Here is a 22,912-nt window from a genome sequence, read left to right on the forward strand (position 1 = left end):
CGCGCTTAGCCAACGACCAGATTGAGCAGTTTGCCCGGAACGTAAATCACTTTACGTAAGGTCACGCCTTCAAGGTATTTTGCGACCAGATGTTCCTGGCCTGCACGTTCACGAACCTGCTCTTCGGTTGCATCTACCGCAACGGTAATTTTACCACGAACTTTACCGTTTACCTGGACGACGACCAGAGTCGTGTTTTCAACCATTGCACTTTCGTCCGCTACCGGCCACGGCGCATTATCGATATCGCCTTCGCCGCCCAGTTCTTGCCACAAGGTGAAGCAGGCATGCGGGGTGAACGGGTTGAGCATACGTACCACGGCCAGCAGAGCCTCACGCATCAGCGCGCGATCCTGTTCGCCTTCCTGCGGCGCTTTCGCCAGTTTGTTCATCAGCTCCATCACCGCGGCAATGGCGGTATTGAAGGTCTGACGGCGGCCGATGTCATCGGTCACTTTGGCAATCGTTTTGTGCACGTCGCGACGCAGCGCTTGCTGATCTTCGCTGAGGCTTGCCACGTCCAGGGCGACAGCCGGACCCTGAGAGGTATGCTCGTAAACCAGTTTCCAGACGCGTTTCAGGAAGCGGTTTGCACCCTCTACGCCGGATTCCTGCCACTCCAGGGTCATTTCAGCCGGAGACGCGAACATCATGAACAGACGTACGGTATCCGCGCCATAACGTTCAACCATAACCTGCGGGTCGATACCGTTGTTCTTCGACTTGGACATTTTGCTCATGCCGGTGTACACCAGCTCACGACCCTGCGGATCGAAGGCTTTGACGATGCGGCCTTTTTCATCACGCTCAACGGTGGCGTCAATCGGTGATACCCAGTTACGCTCGCCGTTTTCGCCGACGTAGTAGAACGCATCGGCCAGTACCATGCCCTGGCACAGCAGCTGTTTGGCTGGCTCATCGGAGTTCACCATACCGGCATCGCGCATCAGCTTGTGGAAGAAGCGGAAATAGAGCAGGTGCATAATGGCGTGTTCGATACCGCCGATATAGATATCCACCGGCAGCCAGTAGTTCGCGGCATTCGGATCCAGCATGCCTTTATCGTACTGCGGGCAGGTATAGCGAGCGTAGTACCAGGAAGACTCCATAAAGGTGTCAAAGGTGTCGGTTTCACGCAGCGCCGGCATGCCGTTAACGGTGGTTTTCGCCCACTCAGGATCGGCTTTGATCGGGCTGGTGATGCCGTCCATAACCACGTCTTCCGGCAGGATAACCGGCAGCTGATCTTCCGGCGTCGGCATCACGGTACCGTCTTCCAGGGTCACCATCGGAATTGGCGCGCCCCAGTAACGCTGGCGGGAAACCCCCCAGTCGCGCAGGCGGTAATTCACTTTGCGCTCGCCAACGCCCATCGCGGCCAGTTTGTCGGCGATGGCGTTAAAGCCCGCTTCGTAATCCAGGCCGCTAAATTCGCCGGAGTTGAACAGCACGCCTTTCTCGGTCAGGGCCTGCTCTGAGAGATCCGGTTCAGAACCGTCGGCGGCGAGGATTACCGGCTTGATGTTCAGGCCGTATTTGCTGGCAAACTCGTAGTCACGCTGGTCGTGACCCGGAACGGCCATCACCGCGCCGGTGCCGTACTCCATCAGCACGAAGTTCGCCGCCCATACCGGGATGGCTTCGCCGGTCAGCGGGTGAATAGCTTTAAAGCCGGTGTCGACGCCTTTTTTCTCCATTGTCGCCATGTCAGCTTCGGCAACTTTGGTGTTACGGCATTCGTCGATAAAGGCGGCCAGCGCCGGATTATTAGCCGCAGCCTGCTGCGCCAGCGGGTGACCCGCAGCGACCGCCAGGTAGGTGCAGCCCATGAAGGTATCCGGGCGGGTGGTGTAGACGGTCAGCTTATCGGCGTAGTCGTTGACGTCAAAGGAGATTTCTACCCCTTCAGAGCGGCCGATCCAGTTGCGCTGCATGGTCTTAACGGTGTCAGGCCAGTGATCCAGATTATCCAGATCGTTGAGCAGTTCGTCGGCGTAGGCGGTGATTTTAATAAACCACTGCGGGATCTCTTTGCGCTCAACTTTGGTGTCGCAGCGCCAGCAGCAGCCGTCGATAACCTGTTCGTTAGCCAGCACGGTCTGATCGTTCGGGCACCAGTTGACCGCGGAGGTTTTCTTGTATACCAGGCCTTTTTTATACAGCTCGGTGAAGAATTTTTGCTCCCAGCGGTAGTATTCCGGGGTGCAGGTCGCAATTTCACGGCTCCAGTCATAGCCGAAGCCCAGCTTTTTCAGCTGGTTTTTCATGTAAGCGATGTTGTCGTAAGTCCACGGAGCCGGCGCGGTGTTGTTTTTCACCGCTGCGCCTTCCGCTGGCAGACCAAACGCATCCCATCCGATCGGCTGCAGGACGTTTTTGCCCAGCATGCGCTGATAGCGCGCGATGACGTCGCCGATGGTGTAGTTACGCACGTGACCCATGTGTAGTCGACCAGAAGGATAAGGAAGCATCGACAGGCAGTAATACTTCTCTTTGCTCTCGTCTTCAGTTACTTCAAATGTACGATTTTCGTCCCAGTGAAGCTGGACTTTCGATTCTATCTCTTCCGGGCGGTATTGCTCTTGCATGGCAGCCAGTGGTCCTGTTTTCAATACAGCTACAAAATGTAGCCAATGGATGTGTTGTTTCAGATCGGCATAGCATAGCCCAAACGTCCACGTCAAAACAGCCTTTCGCACATTAACATCGGCAAAAGCGACGTAGAATTTTTCACGAGTCTGTGGCGCGTCTGGCAATGCAAACCGCTGATAACGTCTATTATTAGAAGCAGTTAATCACACCGGAGGCGAAATGATGAACAAGGTTGCTCAATATTACCGGGAACTGGTCTCCTCGCTCAGTGAACGGCTGCGCAATGGAGAGCGTGACATTGACGCGCTGGTGAAGCAGGCGAGGGAGAAGATAGTCCAGGCCGGCGATCTGACGCAGAGCGAGGTTGAATCACTGATCGCGGCGGTAAAGCGCGATTTAGAAGAGTTCGCCCGCAGCTACGAAGAGAGCCATGAAGATGATAGCGACAGCGTCTTTATGCGGGTGATCAAAGAGAGCCTGTGGCAGGAGCTTGCTGATATTACGGATAAAACGCAGCTTGAATGGCGCGAGGTATTCCAGGATTTGAACCACCATGGCGTCTATCACAGCGGGGAAGTGGTGGGCCTTGGCAACCTGGTATGCGAAAAGTGTCATTACCATCTGGCGGTATACACCCCGGATGTGCTGCCGCGCTGCCCGAAATGCGGGCATGACCAGTTCCAGCGGCGGCCATTTGAACCGTAAACGCTAAAGCAGCGATGCGCATTGCGCTGCGCATCGCTGAGTCATTACAGAACGGTATTGATTTCCGCAATCTTAAAGTATTGATATCCGCCCATCTCGCTGGCGTATTTGTATGAGGAGTTGAGGATCATCTTGTCGGCATAGATAGTGCCGACGTCGCAGGTACTCAATTTTAACCAGCCGCAGCCGCGACCGCCGTTAACTACCTTTTTAGCCGTCATGGTTAAGGTGCCGTTCGCCTGCAGTAAAGAATAGTTGTAAATATTCGCTTTATTCTGCGTATCCAGCAGCAGATCGCCGGTGCTGAAGATGGTGCCTTCATTTACGATATCAAATCTGGATGTGATTGAAATGGTGTCACCTTTTATGGATCCCGTATTGTTGACCGGACCATGATCGGTAGTGATAGTCGCCGCCTTTATCGCGCCATTATTATTCAACCAATAGCTATGGGCGGTAAAAGCGTCTGTCGCTGTCATTTTGCCGTCAGTGCTCTGCGCCAACGTGCCGTCGGTTTGCATATCGATATTTGCGCCGCTAATACTGCCTAAGTTGTAAATCTCACCGGTGTTGAGGGTGCTGTCCTGATTTAACGATTTCACGGCGACATTACTGGTCGCGGCGATGGTTCCGGTATTTTTAAAATTAGTACCAATAAAATTCAGCGCGACGTTTTTACCTTTAATCGTACCGGCATTGGTGAAATTACCTAGCGACGTAGCGGTAATCTGCGCATCCGAGGTGATTTTCGCGCCGGCGTTGTTGGTTATCGCCCCGTTGCTGGCGGCCACCAGACTGGACGTCGCGCTAATCGTTCCGCTGTTCTGGATATTGCCGCTGGCATTGAGCACCAGCTGCTTTGTCGAACTAATCGTGCCCTTGCTGCCGTTGTTGAGAGCGCCATAGGTTGTAATCATGGTCATATTCTTGGTCGCCAGCGTACCGTTATTCGTGAAATTCCCGGAGGCGGCGATGCTGGTAAGGTAACCATTGCTGGCGATGGAGCCATCGTTGGTCAGTAATCCATTGTTGGTGATAGAAAGCGTCGAGTTGGCGGTGATTGACCCTTTGTTACGTACGCCAAAGCCCAAATTGTTGCCGACCATACTGATACTGTTGGCTTTAATGCCGCCCAGGCTACTGATATCAATGCTGTATACCGGACTTATCATTTGCAGGACGGTAGCGCTTTTACCTGCGCTAGTCATGGCGCCCGTGCTGTTGTCGAAGGTGAAGTTACCGCCGCCGACCGTGGCGTTACCTGCGTTGACCATGCCATTGATGGCGACGGCATCAGCCAGCAATGCGGCATAGCTGGTGGTGGCATCCATGCCCTTCTCGCCAATAGTAATTTTGCCATCGGTGATGGTATAGCTGCCGATAGCGCCTTCATCGGTCATATTGACCTGGCCTGTGGTTAATACCGCCTTGTTGGTATTAACGAAACTACAACCAGAGCAGGTAATGCCATTGGGGTTGGCAATCACGACATCAGCTTTTAGTCCGGCGACCTCAATAAAACCATTCAGGGAACTGGCTTTATTTGAGGTGACTTCATTGAGGATCACCGATGCGCCGCCGTTGGTCAGATTATTGTTTTTAGCAATATTGCCAAAAGTCGCGTGATTGATATCACTGTCGCTGTTGTTGAGTATTAATCCATTGCTACCTACGTTAAATTCGCGATACAGATTGTGCGAGACGCCGGAGGCGTTAGGGGCTTCAATATCTACAACCGTTGCTCCTGACAGATGGGTGTAAGTCGTTGGGTCGGCGTACGCTATCGTAGAACTTAACGCCGCTGCTAACGCAACATAGGTTAATTTAAACTTAAACATGAATTTATTCCTTTAAATATGATTGATAATACGTGGGTTTTAATACTTCCATTTCAATGCGAAGCCCAGATTAAGTGAGTCGCTCTGAAAGTTATCCGGTTTACTTAGCGGCGTGCCGATAAAAAGATCATATTGTGTGAACAATAGCTTGCCACGTAATCCGCTAACCGCACCTGAAATAACTTTTCCTTGCCGATATTGTTCACTGCCAGTAATACGACCAATATCTAATCCTAAATAAAATTGCTGTTCCGGGCCGGCGATATCCCAGATGAAATCATTACTCCAGTACCAGCCCTGATTGCCGGAGAGAGTATATTCGCCATCAAATCCACGGACCGTCCAGCGGTTGCCAATATTAAATTGGTTGTCCGAAGAGAGGATGTCCGGGCTATATTGCGCATTAACATGCGGTGCGTAACTAAATTTATCGCCGGTTACATCGAATTTCATCAAAGCCTGTAAATCGGCATGTACGACACGTGAACGCTTACTGAACAGGCCCGCTTTTTCTTCGGGCGTGGCGACGGAGCTTAGCCATGGAAGGCGGCGTTGCAGCCCCAGGCTGGCGGCGACGACTTTTTTATCGAAGTAGCGTTGCTGGCGGAGCGTCAGCTCCCATGTCGGGTTCTGTTTGCGCATCACCCCGAGCTCCTCTCCGCCAAAGTAGTAATGTGATGAGCTTTTGGCGATGCGTAAATCCAGCGACGTTTGCTGTTGACGAGTATGTGACAGGAGCCGCGACAGCGTCGCGCTGTAGTAGCGGTTTTTACTTTTATAGTCCGTTTGCGACCAGGCGCCTTTGAACAATTGCCTATATTGACTCTGCGAACCGTAAAGACTTAATGCCCAATAGCCGAAGGGGATCGAGTAATACAGACTCCCATTCTGGTTGCCGTCATTATGCTGATTAAATTCAATATCGCCGCCGCCGGAGACATAGAATATATCGTTGAGCGTGGTGATATCATAAAGATAGAGCGCGCCGCCGGCCTGATAGCGGCCGCTGGCGCGGCTGCCGGCATCATCCATCCAGGCGCCGACCTGCCACTTTTTATCCAGACGCCGCGTAAGCTGCAGATTGCTTTCCGCCTCTCGCTGTCCCGGCAATATTTGCATATTCGCTGAGCTTCCCGGCAGGCGACGCAGGTTTTCCATCCCCTGTTCGAGATCGGAGAGGCGCAGAATATCTCCCTTGCTGGCGGGGATATTGTTCCAGATGCTGGTGGTTTGCTCACTTGCGGTTGACCAGAGTATTTCACCGATTTTGCCATAAGCCAGCTCGAGCCTTAATGTCCCTTCCGCCAATGATTGTTCCGGGATGGTCACCAATGAAGTGATATAACCCCGGGCGATTAACTCATTTTGTAATGCCATGACGAGATGCTGAATGCCGTTAATCCCCAGACAACGATGCAGAGCCTGAGCTGTAAGGTTGTCCAGAAGCTGATGAGTGAGCTTCGGCTCGGCAGAATCGATATAAATATTATTGATGAGCCTGCAGTTTTCTTCCTCCGGAAAGGTGAGCGTTTGCCGGTCGGTATTAATTTGTGAAGCCTGGGCGGCCTGATGCTGTGGCGTCAGCGCCGCCTGACGCGCTTTATCCTGCTCGTTTTGATTCGTTGTGGCCGAGGCAATGGTGTTGGCAATAGCCTGATGCTGGCATAATAATAAAATTAGTAGAGCGTGAAGCAGATTGTGTTTATTAAACATGAAGCAAGATCCATTTGTTTCATTGAGTGTGTATGCCGTTGTTTAAGCGCGCTCAAGGCGTGGCGTAATTAAGCCCATAGGGTCATCTATAAAAATATTATTTTTATTGTTGATAATGTTATGTAGAGACGTATTCCCTGAGGTCGTTTTTAAAGGGGGGTATGTTAGCGGTGGCGGTAACGCTTAGCCATGCGAAGGAAACTGAATTTTATATGAATTAAACTAATTTAGAATGTGAATTATTAGGCGAGGAGGTTGAATTATTTATTTGCCTGATAGAAGGAAGCTTAAAATAAACCACTAATATATGTATGCAAATACCGCAGGGGAAGAAAGCGCGCACATGACGTGCGCGCTGGGATTTTAGTGCAGGATTTTGGCAAGGAAATCTTTAGCGCGTTCTGATTGTGGGTTGGCAAAGAAGGCTTCTTTATCGACATCTTCGACAATTTTACCTTCATCCATAAAGATGACCCGGTTGGCTACTTTACGGGCAAAGCCCATTTCGTGCGTCACCACCATCATGGTCATACCTTCGTTAGCCAACTCAACCATGACATCCAGCACTTCGTTGATCATCTCCGGGTCAAGCGCTGAAGTCGGCTCATCGAACAGCATCGCAATCGGATCCATGCACAGCGCGCGGGCGATCGCGACACGCTGCTGCTGGCCGCCGGAGAGCTGCGCCGGATATTTTTCCGCATGCGCCGCCAGACCCACGCGTTCCAGCAGCTTAAGTCCCTTTTTACGCGAAGATTCTTTATCGCGATTGAGAACCTTAATCTGCGCCAGCGTCAGGTTGTCGATGATCGACAGGTGCGGGAACAGTTCAAAGTGCTGGAATACCATACCGACGCGGGAACGCAGTTTAGCAAGATTGGTTTTCTTATCGTTAACCTGAGTGCCATCAACGATAATTTCGCCTTGCTGCACCGGCTCAAGGCCGTTAACGGTTTTAATCAGCGTCGATTTACCGGAGCCAGACGGCCCGCAAACTACCACCACTTCGCCTTTTTTCACTTCGGTGGAGCAATCGGTCAGCACCTGAAAGTGACCATACCATTTCGAAATATTTTTCAGGGTAATCATTACACAGTCCTTTTCTTCAACCAGCTGACCAACAGCGATGCGCTGAGACTAAATACAAAATAAACGGCGCCTGCGAACAGGATCATTTCCACCTGGGTTCCGTCGCGTTCGCCGATAGTGGAAGCGGTACGGAAGAAATCGGCCAGGCTCAGGACATACACCAGCGAGGTATCCTGAAACAGGACGATACCCTGGGTTAACAGCAGCGGGACCATTGCGCGGAAGGCCTGCGGCAGAATCACCAGCTTCATCGATTGCCAGTGGGTCATCCCCAGCGCCAGCGCGGCGCTCGACTGACCGCGGGAAATACTCTGGATCCCGGCGCGAATAATTTCCGAATAGTAGGCCGCTTCAAACATTGAAAATGCCACCATCGCCGAAATCAGGCGAATATCGGTTTTCGGCGACAGTCCCAGCACGTTTTGCAGGAAGCCGGGAACAATCAGATAGAACCACAGCAGCACCATCACCAGCGGAATCGAGCGGAAAACGTTAACGTAGGTCTTGGCGAACCACGCCAGCGGCAGGAAGCTCGACAGGCGCATCACCGCCAGAATCGTACCCCAGACGATACCGAATATAATCGCCGTGACGGTGATTTTCAGCGTAATGACCAATCCTGCCAGCAGGTAGGGCATGGAAGGGACAATTGAACTCCAGTCAAAATCGTACATTATTTGCCTCCCATATTGCCCGGCAGACGAACTTTACGTTCAACCACGTACATCACCAGCATAATGACGGCGTTGATGAAGACATAGGCGAGGGTGATCGCGGTAAAGGATTCCCAGGCGTGGGCAGAGTAATCCAGCAGCTTGCCGGCCTGCGCCGCCATATCCGCCAGGCCGATGGTAGAAGCGATGGCCGAGTTTTTTACCAGGTTCATCATTTCCGAGGTCATCGGCGGCACGATAACGCGATAGGCGTTCGGCAGCAGCACGTAGCGATAGGTTTGCGGCAGGGTCAGCCCCATCGCCAGGCCGGCATTTTTTTGCCCGCGCGGCAGAGACTGTATCGCGGCGCGAACCTGTTCGCAGACGCGGGCAGCGGTAAACAGCCCGAGGCACAGCATTGAGGAGACAAAGAACTGGATATTGGGATCCAGCTCTGACTTAAACCACATGCCGATGTTTTCCGGCAGAAATTCCGGAATAACAAGGTACCAGGTGAAAAACTGTACGATCAGTGGAACGTTGCGAAACAGCTCGACGTAGCAGGTGCCGATCCCGGCTAACCAGCGGTTAGGGACGGTACGCAGAATGCCGAACAGCGAGCCGACAAGGAAAGCGATAATCCAGGCGCTAATCGACAGCGCGACGGTAACCTGAAAGCCGCTCCATAACCAGCCTAAGTAAGTCGTGTTGCCGAACGGGGCGGGTTGCAGGAATATTCCCCAGTTCCAGTCTATTGACATAAATAAACTCCAGAAAAAAAAGGGTAGCAGCGCTACCCTCGAAGATTGTTGCCCTGCTTGTTTCGGTATTCGCGGCGGCTGGGGAACGACCAGCCACCGTATAGTCTGTCCGTGCGAAGGCAACAATCGGGAGGGCTACTTAGTCGAGCCCCTGTTTTTTTAATTAGTTAAGAGCTTTGTCATTCGGTGATTTGAACAGCGCCTTCATGTCTTCTGACAGTTCGAAGTTCAGGTTCAGATTTTTCGGCGGAATTGGGTTCTTGAACCACGTGTCGAACCATTTTGCCGCTTCGCCGGAGGTCTGCGCCTGGGCGACGGTGTCATCGACCAGCGTTTTGAACGATGCGTCATCTTTACGCAGCATGCAGCCATAAGCCTCTTTTGACTGCGGCGTACCGACGATTTCCCAGTTATCCGGTTTCTTCGCTTTTGCGCGCTCGCCGGCCAGCAGGGCATCGTCCATCATAAAGGCTACCGCACGGCCGCTTTCCAGAGTACGGAAGGAGTCACCGTGATCTTTCGCGCTGATGATGCGCATGTTCATTTTCTTCTCGTCGTTGAGCTTATGCAGCAGCACTTCCGAGGTGGTACCGGAGGTGACGACCACCGCTTTGTCTTTCAGATCCGGGAAGTCTTTAATCGGGCCACCTTTTTTCACCAGCAGACGAGTGCCGACGACGAAAATGGTATCGGAGAAGGCGGCCTGCTTCTGACGCTCAAGGTTGTTGGTGGTGGAACCACACTCGAAATCATAAGTGCCGTTCTGCAGCAGCGGGATACGGTTCTGCGAGGTGACCGGAATCAGCTTCACCTGCAGATCGGGTTTGTTCAGTTTTTTCTTGATGGCTTCAACGATAGCGTTGGAGTAATCCTGAGAGTAACCCACCACTTTTTGTTGGTTATCGTAATAGGAGAATGGTACTGACGATTCGCGGTGGCCGACGACGATCACCCCGTTTTTGGCGATTTTATCCAGCGTGCTCTGACCTGCGGCCGGGGCGGCATCTTCAGCGTGCGCCAGACCGGCGGTCACTCCCATGACCAGCATTGCGGCGGCCAGTTTACGTAATTGCATATCCAACTCCTTATCCTTAACGCCAGGGACGCTAGTGATACCCATTGTGATTGTGTGTATGTGTTGTTATTCCTGCCGGCACTGCGGTAAGGCGGCGCTTTCGGGAATCGTCTGCAATCTTAAAGTGCAGTATTTGTATGAGCTTGTTAGCATTTAGTTTGGCTTAATGTAAAGATTTTGATGCTTTATTGTTTATTTTTGCGAAGTGCTCCGCACCATTTGTGGGCAAAAATGGGTTGTTGCACCAACCTGGCGCGAAGTGCGAACGCTTTCGGTGCAACCCCGGTACAACCGCGGTCAAAATCGCCTACAGGGATGAAATTAAGCAATGGACGTGCCAGATTGGCGCTGGAGAGCGTAAAGCGGGGAAGACCCGCCGGCGACGAATGCCGCCGGGAGCAGGCCGGGCGGCTGCCCGGCGGAAAAGATTAGCGTCGACGCTGGCGCAGGCTCATCACCAGCGCGGCAAAGCCAAAGAGGGCGGTTAACGCCCACAGCGGCCAGTTGCCGGTACGGGCATATGGCGTCAGACCGGTGGTTGGCGTGACTTTGGTGGTCAACACCGCGCGGGTAAACTGCGGGATCATGTCCTGAATTTCACCTTGAGGGCCAATAACGGCGGTAATACCGTTGTTGGTGCTGCGCAGCAGCGGGCGCGCCAGCTCCAGCGCGCGCATCCGCGCCATCTGGAAGTGCTGCCACGGGCCTATCGACTTACCAAACCACGCATCGTTGGAGATGGTCAGCAGATAATCGGTATCCGGGCGGAAATTATCTCGGACCTGTTCGCCGAGAATAATTTCGTAGCAAATTGCCGCCGTAAGCTTCAGGTTATGCGCCACCAGCTGCGGCTGCACGTAAGGTCCGCGGCTGAACGAGGACATCGGCAAATCGAAGAATGGCGCCAGCGGGCGTAAAATCGACTCCAGCGGTACGAATTCGCCGAACGGCACCAGATGGTTTTTGTTATAGCGATTGCTCGAGTCGTAGCTGTACGGGTTATCTTTACCCAGCGTGATGATGGTGTTGTAGGTATCGTAGCGGTTTTGTTTATTGAGCCGCGCATCGACAATACCGGTAATCAACGAGCTATTTTTTGCCCGCATCAGGTCATCAACCATGCTAAGGAAATGCTGCTGATTGATTTCCAGATCCGGAATCGCCGACTCTGGCCAGATAATCAGCTGCGATTTACCCATATGCGGCTGGGTGAGATCGAGATAGGTTTTCAGGGTGTTTACCAGCTGGTTTTCATCCCATTTCATCGCCTGCGGAATATCGCCCTGCACCAAAGAGACTTCCGTCGCCCGTTCAGGCAGCAGTTGATACCACTGGATATAACGCAGCGGGAAGGGCAGGGCAAACAGCACTATCGCCACCAGCAGCGGTTTCCAGTGACGCTGTACGACTGCCAGCGCCAGCAGGCCGCTGACCATCATCAACAGAAAGTTTATCGCCTCAACGCCCATCACCGGCGCCAGCCCCTTCAGCGGGCCGTCAATCTGGCTATAGCCGAACTGCAGCCACGGGAAACCGGTCAGCACCCAGCCGCGGAGAAATTCGGTAATTTGCCAGATGACAGGCGCGGCGATGGCCAGACGGATCCAGTTGGTTTTCGGCCACAGTCGCGCGAGGATCCCGGCGAACAGACCGGTATACAGCGATAAATAGGCCGCCAGTAAGGCAACGAGGAAAACGTTAACCGGGCCCGGCATGCCGCCGAACTGCGCGATGCTAACGTAAACCCAATTGATGCCGGTACCGAATAGCCCCAGCCCCCAGAAGTAGCCAATCCAGGCGCTTTGTAGCGGGCGACGGTTGAGAGTGAGCGCCTGCAGGCCAAACAGCGAGACAATTGCCGCTGGCCAGAAGTCGTAAGGTGAAAAAGCCAGCGTTCCGCTGGCTCCGAATAACAGCGCCAGCAGCAGACGTACGCGCTGGCGTTCAAGTAAAGAGGCAAATACCATTTAGGTTAATCGTCCCGTTAAATTAGTCTTCCAGCTTCGGCTGCGGCGCATCATCAGGAAGCTTTACATGGACCTGAATAATACGTCTGCTGTCAGCCATTGCGACCTTGAATTGGTAACCATCAATGTCAATCGACTCGCCGCGGGCCGGGAGATGACCAAAGGCCTGCATCACCAGTCCGCCGATGGTATCGACCTCTTCATCGCTGAAGTGGGTACCGTAGGCTTTATTGAAGTCTTCAATCGATGCCAGCGCGCGTACCGTCCAGGTATGACGGCTTAGCTGGCGAAAATCGATATCTTCCTCTTCATCGTATTCGTCTTCGATTTCGCCGACGATAAGCTCAAGAATATCTTCAATAGTCACCAGGCCAGAGACGCCGCCGAACTCGTCGATGACGATCGCCATATGATAACGTTGCGAGCGGAACTCTTTCAGCATGCGGTCAACCCGCTTGCTTTCAGGCACGACAACCGCCGGGCGTAACACTTTTTCCATGCTGAAAGCTTCGGCGTCGCTGCGCATAAACGGCAGCAGATCCTTAGCCATCAGAATCCCTTCAATGTGATCTTTATCTTCGCTAATGACCGGGAAACGCGAGTGGGCGGATTCGATGATGACATCGAGGCATTCGTCCAGCGTCTGGTTGCGTTTCAGGGTAATCATTTGCGAACGCGGGATCATAATATCGCGGACGCGCTGGTCGGCGATATCCATTACCCCTTCGAGCATGTCGCGCGTATCTTCATCGATAAGCTCGTTCTGCCCGGAGTCACGGATCAGCGCCAATAATTCATCACGGTTTTTCGGTTCACCGTGGAAAAGTTGGCTGAGTAAGAGGGAGAAAAATCCCTTTTTGCTGTTTACTGTGTCACTACTGTGTGAATTGTCGTCGCTCATGGCGTCGTATGGGTTCTCGTGTTGATTTAATTGTCGCTCGTCGCGCGTAAACTCAGCGTCGTACGGCATGTTTCGCCTGATGGCGCTACGCTTATCAGGCTTGGGATACGCATGAATGTAGGCCGGATAAGGCGCTCGCGCCGTCATCCGGCAAGTTACTATTCAGCAATCTTCTCGGCAATGTACGGATCCTCATAGCCCAGAGCAAGCATTATCTCTGTTTCGAGGCCTTCCATTTCTTCCGCTTCGTCGTCTTCGATATGATCGTAGCCCAGCAGGTGCAGGCTACCGTGCACGACCATGTGCGCCCAGTGGGCCTCCAGCGGTTTTTCCTGCTCTTTGGCTTCCTGTTCAACCACCTGGCGGCAGATGATCAGATCGCCGAGCAGCGGCATCTCAATGCCCGGCGGGGCTTCGAAGGGGAAGGAGAGGACGTTAGTCGGCTTATCCTTGCCGCGATAGGTCAGGTTCAGCTCGTGGCTTTCGGCGACATCGACCAGGCGAATCGTTAACTCTGACTCTTCCTGGAACTGCGGGATGACGGCATCCACCCAGCGTTGAAAGAGGGCTTCGTCCGGTAGACCGCCGGTGTCTTCGCAGGCCAGCTGTAAATCGAGAATCACCTGACTCATTTTTGCTCCTGTTCCTGGGCTTCGCGTTTGCGCTCGGCGGCCAGTTCTGCTTTACGTTTTTGTTCGGCTTCTTCCCATGCCTCATAGGCATTGACGATGCGGGCGACTACCGGATGGCGCACCACGTCTTCGCTGTGGAAGAAGTTGAAGCTGATTTCATCGACTTCCGCCAGCACTTCAACGGCGTGACGCAGGCCTGATTTGGTATTGCGCGGCAGGTCGATTTGGGTAACGTCGCCGGTGATAACCGCTTTCGAGTTAAAGCCGATACGGGTCAGGAACATCTTCATCTGCTCGATGGTGGTGTTCTGGCTTTCATCGAGAATGATAAAGGCGTCATTCAGCGTACGCCCGCGCATGTAGGCCAGCGGCGCGACTTCAATGACGTTACGCTCAATCAGCTTCTCAACTTTCTCAAAGCCGAGCATCTCGAACAGCGCGTCATACAGCGGGCGCAAATACGGGTCAACCTTCTGGCTTAAGTCGCCCGGCAGGAAGCCGAGCTTCTCGCCTGCTTCGACCGCCGGACGGGTCAGCAGAATACGGCGAATTTCCTGGCGCTCCAGGGCATCTACCGCCGCGGCAACCGCGAGGTAGGTTTTACCGGTACCCGCAGGCCCGACGCCAAAGGTAATGTCGTGGTCGAGGATATTGGCGATGTACTGCGCCTGGTTTGGCGTACGCGGTTTGATGACCCCGCGTTTGGTTTTGATATTGATGGCCTTGCCGTATTCCGGCACGCTCTCGGCGCTTTGCTCGAGCACCCGGGCTTCTTTAATAGCCAGGTGGATTTGTTCCGGTTCAATATCCTGAATCTGGCCGCGCATTGGCGCGGTATCAACATACAGGCTTGTCAGAATATCTGCCGCGGCGTGCACGCAGATGGCGCGGCCGGTCAGTTTAAAATGATTGTCGCGGCGGTTGATCTCAATACCCAACCGGCGCTCCAGCTGTTTGATGTTGTCGTCAAACGGGCCGCACAGCCCTAACAGGCGGGCGTTATCCGCTGGCTCCAGGGTAATTTCACGGGTTTCTATGTTCAAACTGTTCCTCTTATTACGCGTGTTGCCGGAGGGCGTTCGTCATCCGGCCAATAAGGAAATTATTCACGTCACGGGAATATGGCGCAAGCATTGCTGTAGATATAGGGGCGAGGAGGGGAAATACAAGGCCTGTCAGAAGCGACAGGCCTGCGGGGATTACGGCTGATAGATGCCGACGCCCAGATCGTTTTCTTTACGCGTACGCGCAATGACCGATTCCGGCGATTCCACGACGCGCAGCCCCATCTCGTCTTCGGTGCGGACAATTTTGCCGCGCAGTGAGTTAGTGTAGACATCGACGATTTCCACGTCGACGAATTTACCGACCATATCCGGCGTACCTTCGAAGTTCACCACGCGGTTGTTCTCGGTGCGCCCGGAGAGCTCCATCAGGCTCTTACGCGACGTGCCTTCTACCAGAATACGCTGGGTGGTGCCGAGCATGCGGCGGCTCCACGCCATCGCCTGTTGATTAATACGCTCCTGCAGAATGTACAGGCGCTGTTTTTTATCGGCTTCAGAGACATCGTCGACCATATCCGCCGCCGGGGTGCCCGGGCGGGCAGAGAAGATAAAGCTGTAGCTGACGTCAAAGTTAACCTCGGCAATCAGCTTCATGGTTTTTTCGAAGTCTTCCGTCGTTTCGCCCGGGAAGCCGACGATAAAGTCGGAGCTAATCTGAATATCCGGGCGCGCTTCGCGCAGCTTGCGGATAATCGCTTTATATTCCAGCACGGTGTGGGTACGGCCCATCAGGTTCAGCACGCGATCGGAACCGGCCTGCACCGGCAAATGCAGGAAGCTCACCAGCTCAGGGGTATCGCGATAGACCTCGATGATATCGTCAGTAAACTCAATCGGGTGGCTGGTGGTGAAGCGAATACGGTCGATACCGTCGATGGCGGCGACCAGACGCAGCAGATCGGCAAAGTTGCCGGTCGTGCCGTCGTAGTTTTCGCCGCGCCAGGCGTTCACGTTCTGCCCGAGCAGGTTGACTTCACGCACCCCTTGCGCCGCCAGTTGGGCGATTTCAAACAGAATATCGTCGCACGGACGGCTTACTTCTTCACCGCGGGTATAGGGCACCACGCAGTAAGTGCAGTATTTGTTGCAGCCTTCCATGATGGAAACGAAGGCGGTCGGCCCCTCGGCGCGCGGTTCCGGCAGGCGATCGAATTTTTCGATTTCCGGGAAGCTCACGTCGATAACCGGTTTATGGTTGTTGCGCACCGCGTCGATCATCTCCGGCAGGCGGTGCAGCGTCTGCGGGCCAAAAATAATGTCAACGTAATGGGCGCGCTGGCGAATCAGCTTGCCTTCCTGGGAGGCAACGCAGCCGCCGACGCCGATAATCACGCCGGGTTTTTTCTCTTTCAGCAGTTTCCAGCGGCCAAGCTGATGGAACACTTTTTCCTGCGCCTTCTCGCGAATTGAGCAGGTGTTGAGCAGCAGCACGTCCGCTTCTTCGGCCACTTCTGTGAGTTGATACCCATGGGTGGCATCCAGCAGATCGGCCATCTTGGATGAATCGTATTCGTTCATCTGACAGCCCCAGGTTTTAATATGGAGTTTTTTTGTCATCGACTTGCTCATGCTCAATTATAAAGACGGGTATAAGTTAAGAATTAGAATTCGTTTGCAGGGTACGCATTGTAATGCTTTGGTTGCCACCTGACCAGTGCGACCACGATCCCCCGCAAGGCGCAAAAAATCCGGTAAACTTAAGGAAATCAGCTTTAAGGATAATTGCCATGACAATTCATGCAACAGATATCGCCATTGTCGGCGGCGGAATGGTCGGCGGCGCGCTGGCGCTGGGGCTGGCGCAACACGGGTTTTCGGTGACGGTGATAGAAAAACACGCGCCTCCGGCCTTTGATGCCGCTGCGGCGCCGGATGTGCGTATTTCGGCGATCAGCGCGTCGTCGGTCGGCTTGCTCAAAAGCCTCGGCGTCTGGGAGGCGGTGCGCGCTATGCGCGCGCATGCTTATCGTCGTCTTGAAACCTGGGAGTGGGAAAGCGCGCACGTTGACTTTAATGCCGCCGAACTGAAGCTGCCTGAGCTTGGCTATATGGTGGAAAATAACGTGCTACAGCTGGCGCTGTGGCAGGCGCTCGAAGCCCATCCGCAGGTGACCTTGCGGGTTGGCGTGACGTTAAGCGAGCTTAATCGTGAGCCGCAGGGCGTTTCGCTGCGCCTGAGCGATGAGAGCGTTTGCACGGCGCAACTGGCGATCGGCGCAGACGGCGCGAATTCTCAGGTGCGCGAACTGGCCGGCATCGGCGTTCAGGCGTGGCAATATCAACAATCCTGTATGCTAATTAGCGTGCAGTGCGCCGACGATCCCGGTGATAGCACCTGGCAACAGTTTACCCCCAGCGGGCCACGCGCCTTCCTGCCGCTATTCGATAACTGGGCGTCGCTGGTGTGGTACGACACCCCGGCGCGCATCCGCCAGCTGCAGGGGATGTCGATGTCCCAACTGCAGCAGGAAATCAGCGCGCATTTTCCGAAACGTCTGGGCGGCGTGACGCCGATGAGCGCCGGCGCCTTCCCGTTAACCCGCCGTCATGCATTGCAGTACGTGCAACCGGGACTGGCGCTGGTGGGGGACGCTGCGCATACCATTCATCCGCTGGCGGGGCAGGGGGTTAACCTTGGCTATCGCGACGTTGACGCGCTGCTGGATATTTTGGCGGAAGCCCGCGGGCGCGGGGAAGCCTGGTCCAGCTTGCCGGTGCTGAAGCGCTATCAGGCGCGGCGTCGGGCGGATAACTTTATTATGCAATCCGGCATGGATCTGTTCTATGCGGGCTTCAGCAACGATTTAGCGCCGGTACGCGTGTTGCGTAATATTGGCTTGATGGCAGCCGAACGTGCTGGAGTATTAAAGCGCCAGGCATTGAAGTATGCGTTAGGGTTGTAAAGAGGCATTTGCCGATGGGTGCTGCAGACTGAGGTTTTGCAGTACCTACATCGGCAATGTGACTATCCGCAGAAAGCAAAAAAGCTCACCGAAGTGAGCTTTTTTGTGAATAAGTGGCTGGGGTACGAGGATTCGAACCTCGGAATGCCGGAATCAGAATCCGGTGCCTTACCGCTTGGCGATACCCCAACAGGCTGCGTTCACAGAGGAACGTCTTTTGAATTTGGCTGGGGTACGAGGATTCGAACCTCGGAATGCCGGAATCAGAATCCGGTGCCTTACCGCTTGGCGATACCCCAACAAATTTTTACGGATTTACCGATGTTAACCGATAGTCCTGAATATGGTGGCTACGACGGGATTCGAACCTGTGACCCCATCATTATGAGTGATGTGCTCTAACCAGCTGAGCTACGTAGCCAAATTGTCATGCTGTTTCTTCGATGGCTGGGGTACCTGGATTCGAACCAGGGAATGCCGGTATCAAAAACCGGTGCCTTACCGCTTGGCGATACCCCAATACCGTCGCGGCTAACCGCAAATATCGAAGAAATATGGCTGGGGTACCTGGATTCGAACCAGGGAATGCCGGTATCAAAAACCGGTGCCTTACCGCTTGGCGATACCCCATCCGTGCAACGCTTTTTGGTGAATGGTGCGGGAGGCGAGACTTGAACTCGCACACCTTGCGGCGCCAGAACCTAAATCTGGTGCGTCTACCAATTTCGCCACTCCCGCAAAAAAGATGGTGGCTACGACGGGATTCGAACCTGTGACCCCATCATTATGAGTGATGTGCTCTAACCAGCTGAGCTACGTAGCCATCTTTTTTTCGCGTTACCTTATCGGCGTTGCGGGGCGCATTATGCGTATTGGGCCTGCGAGCGTCAACCACTTTTTCAAGGAAAATCGTCGTAATGTGACTGTTTGGTTAGGTTGCGAACAGCATGCTGCAATAATCGGCAAGAATTGATTATTTATCGTTTTTATTTGCCAATTTTGGCATAAAAAAAACGGACCCCGTAGGGTCCGTTGTTCGCCAGAATGGCTTATTTATAAGCTGACTGGTGCACGCCGACCGCGCGTCCTGATGGATCGTTCATGGTTTTGAACGCTTCATCCCACTCGATGGCTTTCGCTGAAGAGCAGGCGACGGACGGGCCGCCGGGTACGCATTCCGCCGCGCTTGGCAGCGGGAACAGCTCTTCGAAGATCTCGCGGTACAGATAGCCTTCTTTAGAGGTCGGCGTGTTGTACGGGAAGCGGAAGCTTGCCGTCTCCAGCTGCTGGTCGCTAATCTGTTTTGCCGCCACTTCTTTCAGCGTATCAATCCAGCTATAGCCCACGCCGTCGGAGAACTGCTCTTTCTGGCGCCAGGCGACGCTGGCTGGCAGATAGGACTCAAAGCATTCGCGCAAAATATGTTTTTCCATTTTGCCGTTGCCGCACATTTTATCCTGCGGGTTGATGCGCATCGCCACATCGAGGAATTTCTTATCGAGGAACGGCACGCGGGCCTCTACCCCCCAGGCAGACATCGCTTTGTTGGCGCGGGCGCAGTCAAACATGTGCAGCGCCTGCAGTTTACGCACCGTTTCTTCATGCAGTTCTTTGGCGTTCGGCGCTTTGTGGAAGTAGAGATAGCCGCCGAAGACTTCATCGGAACCTTCGCCAGAGAGCACCATTTTAATGCCCATGGCTTTAATTTTACGCGACATCAGGTACATCGGCGTCGAGGCGCGAATGGTGGTCACGTCATACGTTTCGATGTGATAGATAACGTCGCGGATCGCATCCAGCCCTTCCTGCACCGTAAAGTGAATTTCGTGATGCACGGTGCCGAGGTGGTTCGCGACTTCTTGCGCCGCTTTCAGGTCAGGGGAGCCTTCGAGGCCGACCGCGAATGAGTGCAGCTGCGGCCACCAGGCTTCGCTACGCTCCTGATCTTCAACGCGGCGGGCGGCGTATTTTTTGGTAATGGCCGAAATCACCGAAGAGTCCAGGCCGCCGGAGAGCAGCACGCCGTAAGGTACGTCGGACATCAGGTGGCTCTTCACCGACTCTTCCAGCGCCTGACGCAGTTCATTTTTATCCGTAACGTTGTCTTTTACCGCGTCGTAGTCGAACCAGTCGCGCTGGTAGTACTGACGAATTTCGCCATCCTGGCTCCACAGGTAGCTACCTGCAGGGAACTCTTTAATGGTGCGGCAGACCGGCACCAGCGCTTTCATTTCGGAGGCGACGTAGAAGTTGCCGTGCTCGTCGTGGCCCATATACAGCGGGATAATACCGATATGGTCGCGGCCAATGAGATAAGCGTCTTTCTCGCTGTCATATAGCGCGAAGGCAAACATCCCCTGCAGTTCATCGAGGAACTCCGGCCCTTTTTCCTGGTACAGCGCGAGGATCACTTCACAGTCTGAACCGGTCTGGAACTGGTAGCGGTCGCCGTATTCAGCGCGCAGCGCCTGGTGGTTGTAGATTTCACCGTTGACCGCCAGCGCATGGGTTTTTTGTTGGTTATAGAGCGGCTGGGCCCCGGCGTTGACGTCGACGATCGACAGACGTTCGTGGGCGAGAATCGCTTTATCGCTGGCATAAACGCCGGACCAGTCCGGTCCGCGGTGGCGCATCAGGCGGGAAAGTTCCAGTGCCTTTTTACGCAGTTCGCCTGCGTCAGTTTTGATATCCAGTACGCCAAAAATAGAACACATAGCCTTCTCCGTTACCCTGTCTTGTAGTGATGTTATGCAGACCTCGTCTCTTGCAAGGTCTTAGTGCGTGTTAAAGAAAATGCCGTAAAGGAGAGTGGGGCGCAAGAGATTTACTGGCAGGAAAGTAAAAAGTGCAATGCTGATTGCCGGATGTTGAAAAATGATTATGTTTAGCTCGGCTTTATTGATGATTGTTTAGTGATAAGCCATTTTCATTAGATGAATCTATTTTTGGCGGCACCAAAAATAAAAAACCACGTCCAGGGACGTGGTTTCGGCTCAAAAAACGTCGATTTCGGCGACCGATGGATAAATCCACGACGGGCGGAACGGCATGCTGTCGATATCATCCAGTGTGGAGACTCCGGAGAGCACCAGAATGGTCTCAAGGCCCGCCTGGAAACCGGCGAGGATATCGGTACGCAGGTTATCGCCGACGATCACCGTTTGCTCGGAGTGGGCCTGCATTTTGTTCAGCGCAGAACGAATAATCCACGGGCTCGGCTTACCGACATAAAACGGTTTACGGCCGGAGATTTTTTCGATTCCCGCACAGAGCGCGCCGCAAGCAGGGTAGTAGCCACGGCCGTGAGTATCCGGGTTGGTGGCGATGAAACGCGCGCCGTTGGCGACGAAGAAAGCCGCTTTATGCATCATTTCCCAGTTAAAGGAGCGGGTTTCGCCAACGATGACGAAATCTGGGTTAACGTCGGTGATGGTGAAGCCGGCCTTATACAGTTCGTGGATGAGCGCGCCTTCGCCAACCACATAGGCTTTTTTACCTTCCTGGCGACGCAGGAAATCAGCGGTGGCCATGGCGGAGGTGTAGAACGCGGTATCCGGCACTTCGATACCGGCGGTGGCGAAACGGTTGGCCAGGTCCTGGCCGGTTTGCGAAGGATAGTTGGTCAGCATCACCAGCGGCATGCCTTTATCCAGGATGCGTTTGATAAATTCAGCGGCGCCGGGAACAGCCACGTTATCGTGCATCAGCACGCCGTCGATATCACAAATTACGTTTTGAATGGTCATGGACAGTCCAACATCATTAACGAAAGGCGAAACTATAAAGCTGGATTAGCTTTCCAGCAAATGCTGTAGCAGGATGCCGTTGAGCATCGCGCGCTTGACCAGCGCGAAGGCGCCGATGGCCGAGCGGTGATCGAGCGTCGAACGTACCACGGGCAGGTTTTTACGAAACGCTTTCAGCGCCTGGCCGTTGATACAACCTTCAATGGCCGGCAGCAGCACCTTTTCCGCCTCGACGATTTCGCCGGCAATCACCACTTTTTGTGGGTTAAACAGATTGATGGCGATGGCGATGGTTTTACCCAGATGACGACCAACGTATTCGATCACTTCACAGGCCAGCGCATCGCCTTTATTTGCCGCTTTGCAGATGGTTTTGATATTACAGTCATCAAGCGTGATACGGCTTTGATAGCCCTGCTCAAGCAGATGACGGACGCGGTGCTCAATGGCGGCGTTCGCGGCGACGGTTTCCAGACAGCCGAAGTTGCCGCAGTGACAGCGCTCGCCTAATGGGTCAACCTGGATATGGCCAATTTCACCGACGTTACCGTTACGGCCGATAAAAATACGCCCGTTGGAAATAATGCCCGCGCCGGTACCGCGGTGTACGCGCACCAGGATGGAGTCTTCGCAATCCTGGCTTGCGCCAAAATAGTGCTCGGCCAATGCCAGACTGCGGATATCGTGGCCGACAAAACAGGTGACGCTAAAGCGTTTTTCCAACGCGCCGACCAGCCCCCAGTTCTCGACCTGAATATGCGGCATATAGCGGATAACGCCGCTTTCCGGATCGACCAGCCCCGGCAAAATGACCGAAATGGCGATAAGCTCGCGGATTTTGCGCTGACAATTTTCAATAAAGGTGGCGATGATATTCAGCAGCGCGTGCTCGAGGGTTTCCTGGGTACGCTCCGGCAGCGGGAAATGCTCTTCTTCCAGCGTCTTACTGCTTAAATCATAGAGGGTCAGAGTGGCGTCATAGCGGCCAAGCCGCACGCCGATGGCGTTGAAATTGCGGGTCTCCGCAATGATAGAGATGGCGCGGCGCCCCCCGGTGGAGGCCTGCTGATCGACTTCTTTGATCAGGCCGCGCTCAATAAGCTGACGCGTAATTTTGGTTACGCTGGCAGGGGCAAGCTGACTTTGTTCCGCTATCTGAATGCGCGAGATGGGACCATGTTGGTCAATCAGCCGATAGACGGCCGCGCTGTTCAGCTGTTTTACCAGATCGACGTTACCAATTTGAGCTTGTCCGCCTGCTGTCATACTT

At 53.9% G+C, this 22,912-nt stretch carries 17 protein-coding genes and 7 tRNA genes; 2 read left to right on the forward strand and 22 right to left on the reverse strand.

Features of this window, described 5'->3' with window-relative positions:
• Positions 1-5 precede the first annotated feature (5 nt).
• Positions 6-2,588, reverse strand: a complete 2,583-nt coding sequence (gene leuS, locus ACSEMK_RS01805) for a leucine--tRNA ligase (protein ID WP_430914388.1) — start codon at positions 2,586-2,588, stop codon at positions 6-8.
• 226 nt (positions 2,589-2,814) lie between these two features.
• Between leuS and ACSEMK_RS01810 the strand changes: the two genes are divergently transcribed.
• Positions 2,815-3,297, forward strand: a complete 483-nt coding sequence (locus tag ACSEMK_RS01810) for a zinc ribbon-containing protein (protein WP_087860422.1) — start codon at positions 2,815-2,817, stop codon at positions 3,295-3,297.
• 44 nt (positions 3,298-3,341) lie between these two features.
• On the opposite strand, the gene ACSEMK_RS01815 is transcribed toward ACSEMK_RS01810, so the two are convergent.
• The 11 genes from ACSEMK_RS01815 to miaB form a co-directional block, all read right to left on the reverse strand.
• Complete coding sequence (locus tag ACSEMK_RS01815; protein WP_430914387.1) at positions 3,342-5,135, reverse strand: filamentous hemagglutinin N-terminal domain-containing protein; 1,794 nt, start codon at positions 5,133-5,135, stop codon at positions 3,342-3,344.
• 39 nt (positions 5,136-5,174) lie between these two features.
• Positions 5,175-6,848: a ShlB/FhaC/HecB family hemolysin secretion/activation protein gene (locus ACSEMK_RS01820; RefSeq protein WP_430914386.1), complete on the reverse strand. Its 1,674-nt coding sequence runs from the start codon at positions 6,846-6,848 to the stop codon at positions 5,175-5,177.
• 363 nt (positions 6,849-7,211) lie between these two features.
• Complete coding sequence (locus ACSEMK_RS01825) at positions 7,212-7,937, reverse strand: amino acid ABC transporter ATP-binding protein (protein WP_015367722.1); 726 nt, start codon at positions 7,935-7,937, stop codon at positions 7,212-7,214.
• On the reverse strand, positions 7,937-8,611 hold the full coding sequence (gene gltK / locus ACSEMK_RS01830) for a glutamate/aspartate ABC transporter permease GltK (protein ID WP_045381494.1): 675 nt from the start codon (positions 8,609-8,611) through the stop codon (positions 7,937-7,939). Before gltK ends, ACSEMK_RS01825 begins: the two co-directional genes overlap by 1 nt.
• Complete coding sequence (locus tag ACSEMK_RS01835; RefSeq protein WP_087860236.1) at positions 8,611-9,351, reverse strand: amino acid ABC transporter permease; 741 nt, start codon at positions 9,349-9,351, stop codon at positions 8,611-8,613. Before ACSEMK_RS01835 ends, gltK begins: the two co-directional genes overlap by 1 nt.
• A gap of 163 nt (positions 9,352-9,514) precedes the next feature.
• Entirely contained in the window at positions 9,515-10,426 is a 912-nt protein-coding gene (locus tag ACSEMK_RS01840) for an amino acid ABC transporter substrate-binding protein (RefSeq protein WP_087860235.1), read from the reverse strand.
• A 428-nt stretch (positions 10,427-10,854) separates the two neighbouring features.
• Positions 10,855-12,393, reverse strand: coding sequence for an apolipoprotein N-acyltransferase (lnt, locus tag ACSEMK_RS01845; RefSeq protein ID WP_430914385.1), 1,539 nt, complete (start codon positions 12,391-12,393; stop codon positions 10,855-10,857).
• Positions 12,394-12,415: 22 nt separating this feature from the next.
• On the reverse strand, positions 12,416-13,294 hold the full coding sequence (corC, locus tag ACSEMK_RS01850; RefSeq protein WP_015704743.1) for a CNNM family magnesium/cobalt transport protein CorC: 879 nt from the start codon (positions 13,292-13,294) through the stop codon (positions 12,416-12,418).
• Positions 13,295-13,452: 158 nt separating this feature from the next.
• Entirely contained in the window at positions 13,453-13,926 is a 474-nt protein-coding gene (ybeY, locus tag ACSEMK_RS01855) for an rRNA maturation RNase YbeY (protein WP_087860233.1), read from the reverse strand.
• Positions 13,923-14,969: a PhoH family protein gene (locus tag ACSEMK_RS01860; protein WP_087860232.1), complete on the reverse strand. Its 1,047-nt coding sequence runs from the start codon at positions 14,967-14,969 to the stop codon at positions 13,923-13,925. The genes ybeY and ACSEMK_RS01860 overlap by 4 nt, the downstream gene beginning before the upstream one ends.
• 156 nt (positions 14,970-15,125) lie before the next feature.
• Positions 15,126-16,550 carry a tRNA (N6-isopentenyl adenosine(37)-C2)-methylthiotransferase MiaB gene (gene miaB, locus ACSEMK_RS01865; protein ID WP_045381508.1) on the reverse strand — a complete coding sequence of 475 codons (1,425 nt, stop codon included), beginning with the start codon at positions 16,548-16,550 and terminating at the stop codon, positions 15,126-15,128.
• 170 nt (positions 16,551-16,720) lie between these two features.
• Between miaB and ubiF the strand changes: the two genes are divergently transcribed.
• The gene (gene ubiF / locus ACSEMK_RS01870; protein ID WP_113373854.1) at positions 16,721-17,896 is read left to right on the forward strand and encodes a 3-demethoxyubiquinol 3-hydroxylase; all 1,176 of its coding nucleotides are present in this window, start codon (positions 16,721-16,723) and stop codon (positions 17,894-17,896) included.
• Between the two features lie 114 nt (positions 17,897-18,010).
• On the opposite strand, the gene ACSEMK_RS01875 is transcribed toward ubiF, so the two are convergent.
• The 10 genes from ACSEMK_RS01875 to nagC all read right to left on the reverse strand — a co-directional run bounded on the left by ACSEMK_RS01875 (position 18,011) and on the right by nagC (position 22,908).
• Positions 18,011-18,085 (reverse strand) — tRNA-Gln (locus ACSEMK_RS01875).
• A gap of 35 nt (positions 18,086-18,120) precedes the next feature.
• Positions 18,121-18,195: transfer RNA gene (locus tag ACSEMK_RS01880), tRNA-Gln, on the reverse strand.
• A gap of 45 nt (positions 18,196-18,240) precedes the next feature.
• Positions 18,241-18,317, reverse strand: a tRNA-Met gene (locus ACSEMK_RS01885).
• A 23-nt stretch (positions 18,318-18,340) separates the two neighbouring features.
• Positions 18,341-18,415 (reverse strand) — tRNA-Gln (locus tag ACSEMK_RS01890).
• Between the two features lie 36 nt (positions 18,416-18,451).
• Positions 18,452-18,526: transfer RNA gene (locus ACSEMK_RS01895), tRNA-Gln, on the reverse strand.
• A 23-nt stretch (positions 18,527-18,549) separates the two neighbouring features.
• Positions 18,550-18,634 (reverse strand) — tRNA-Leu (locus ACSEMK_RS01900).
• A gap of 8 nt (positions 18,635-18,642) precedes the next feature.
• Positions 18,643-18,719, reverse strand: a tRNA-Met gene (locus ACSEMK_RS01905).
• A gap of 226 nt (positions 18,720-18,945) precedes the next feature.
• Positions 18,946-20,610, reverse strand: coding sequence for an asparagine synthase B (asnB, locus tag ACSEMK_RS01910; RefSeq protein ID WP_015367711.1), 1,665 nt, complete (start codon positions 20,608-20,610; stop codon positions 18,946-18,948).
• 279 nt (positions 20,611-20,889) lie between these two features.
• Positions 20,890-21,642 carry an HAD-IIA family hydrolase gene (locus ACSEMK_RS01915; protein WP_045392984.1) on the reverse strand — a complete coding sequence of 251 codons (753 nt, stop codon included), beginning with the start codon at positions 21,640-21,642 and terminating at the stop codon, positions 20,890-20,892.
• A gap of 45 nt (positions 21,643-21,687) precedes the next feature.
• Positions 21,688-22,908 (reverse strand): DNA-binding transcriptional regulator NagC, encoded by a 1,221-nt coding sequence (gene nagC, locus ACSEMK_RS01920; RefSeq protein WP_087860229.1) that lies wholly within the window; start codon positions 22,906-22,908, stop codon positions 21,688-21,690.
• Positions 22,909-22,912 lie beyond the last annotated feature (4 nt).

The sequence above is a fragment of the Klebsiella sp. K-3 genome (genome assembly GCF_051207495.1).
Taxonomy (GTDB): domain Bacteria; phylum Pseudomonadota; class Gammaproteobacteria; order Enterobacterales; family Enterobacteriaceae; genus Klebsiella; species Klebsiella aerogenes.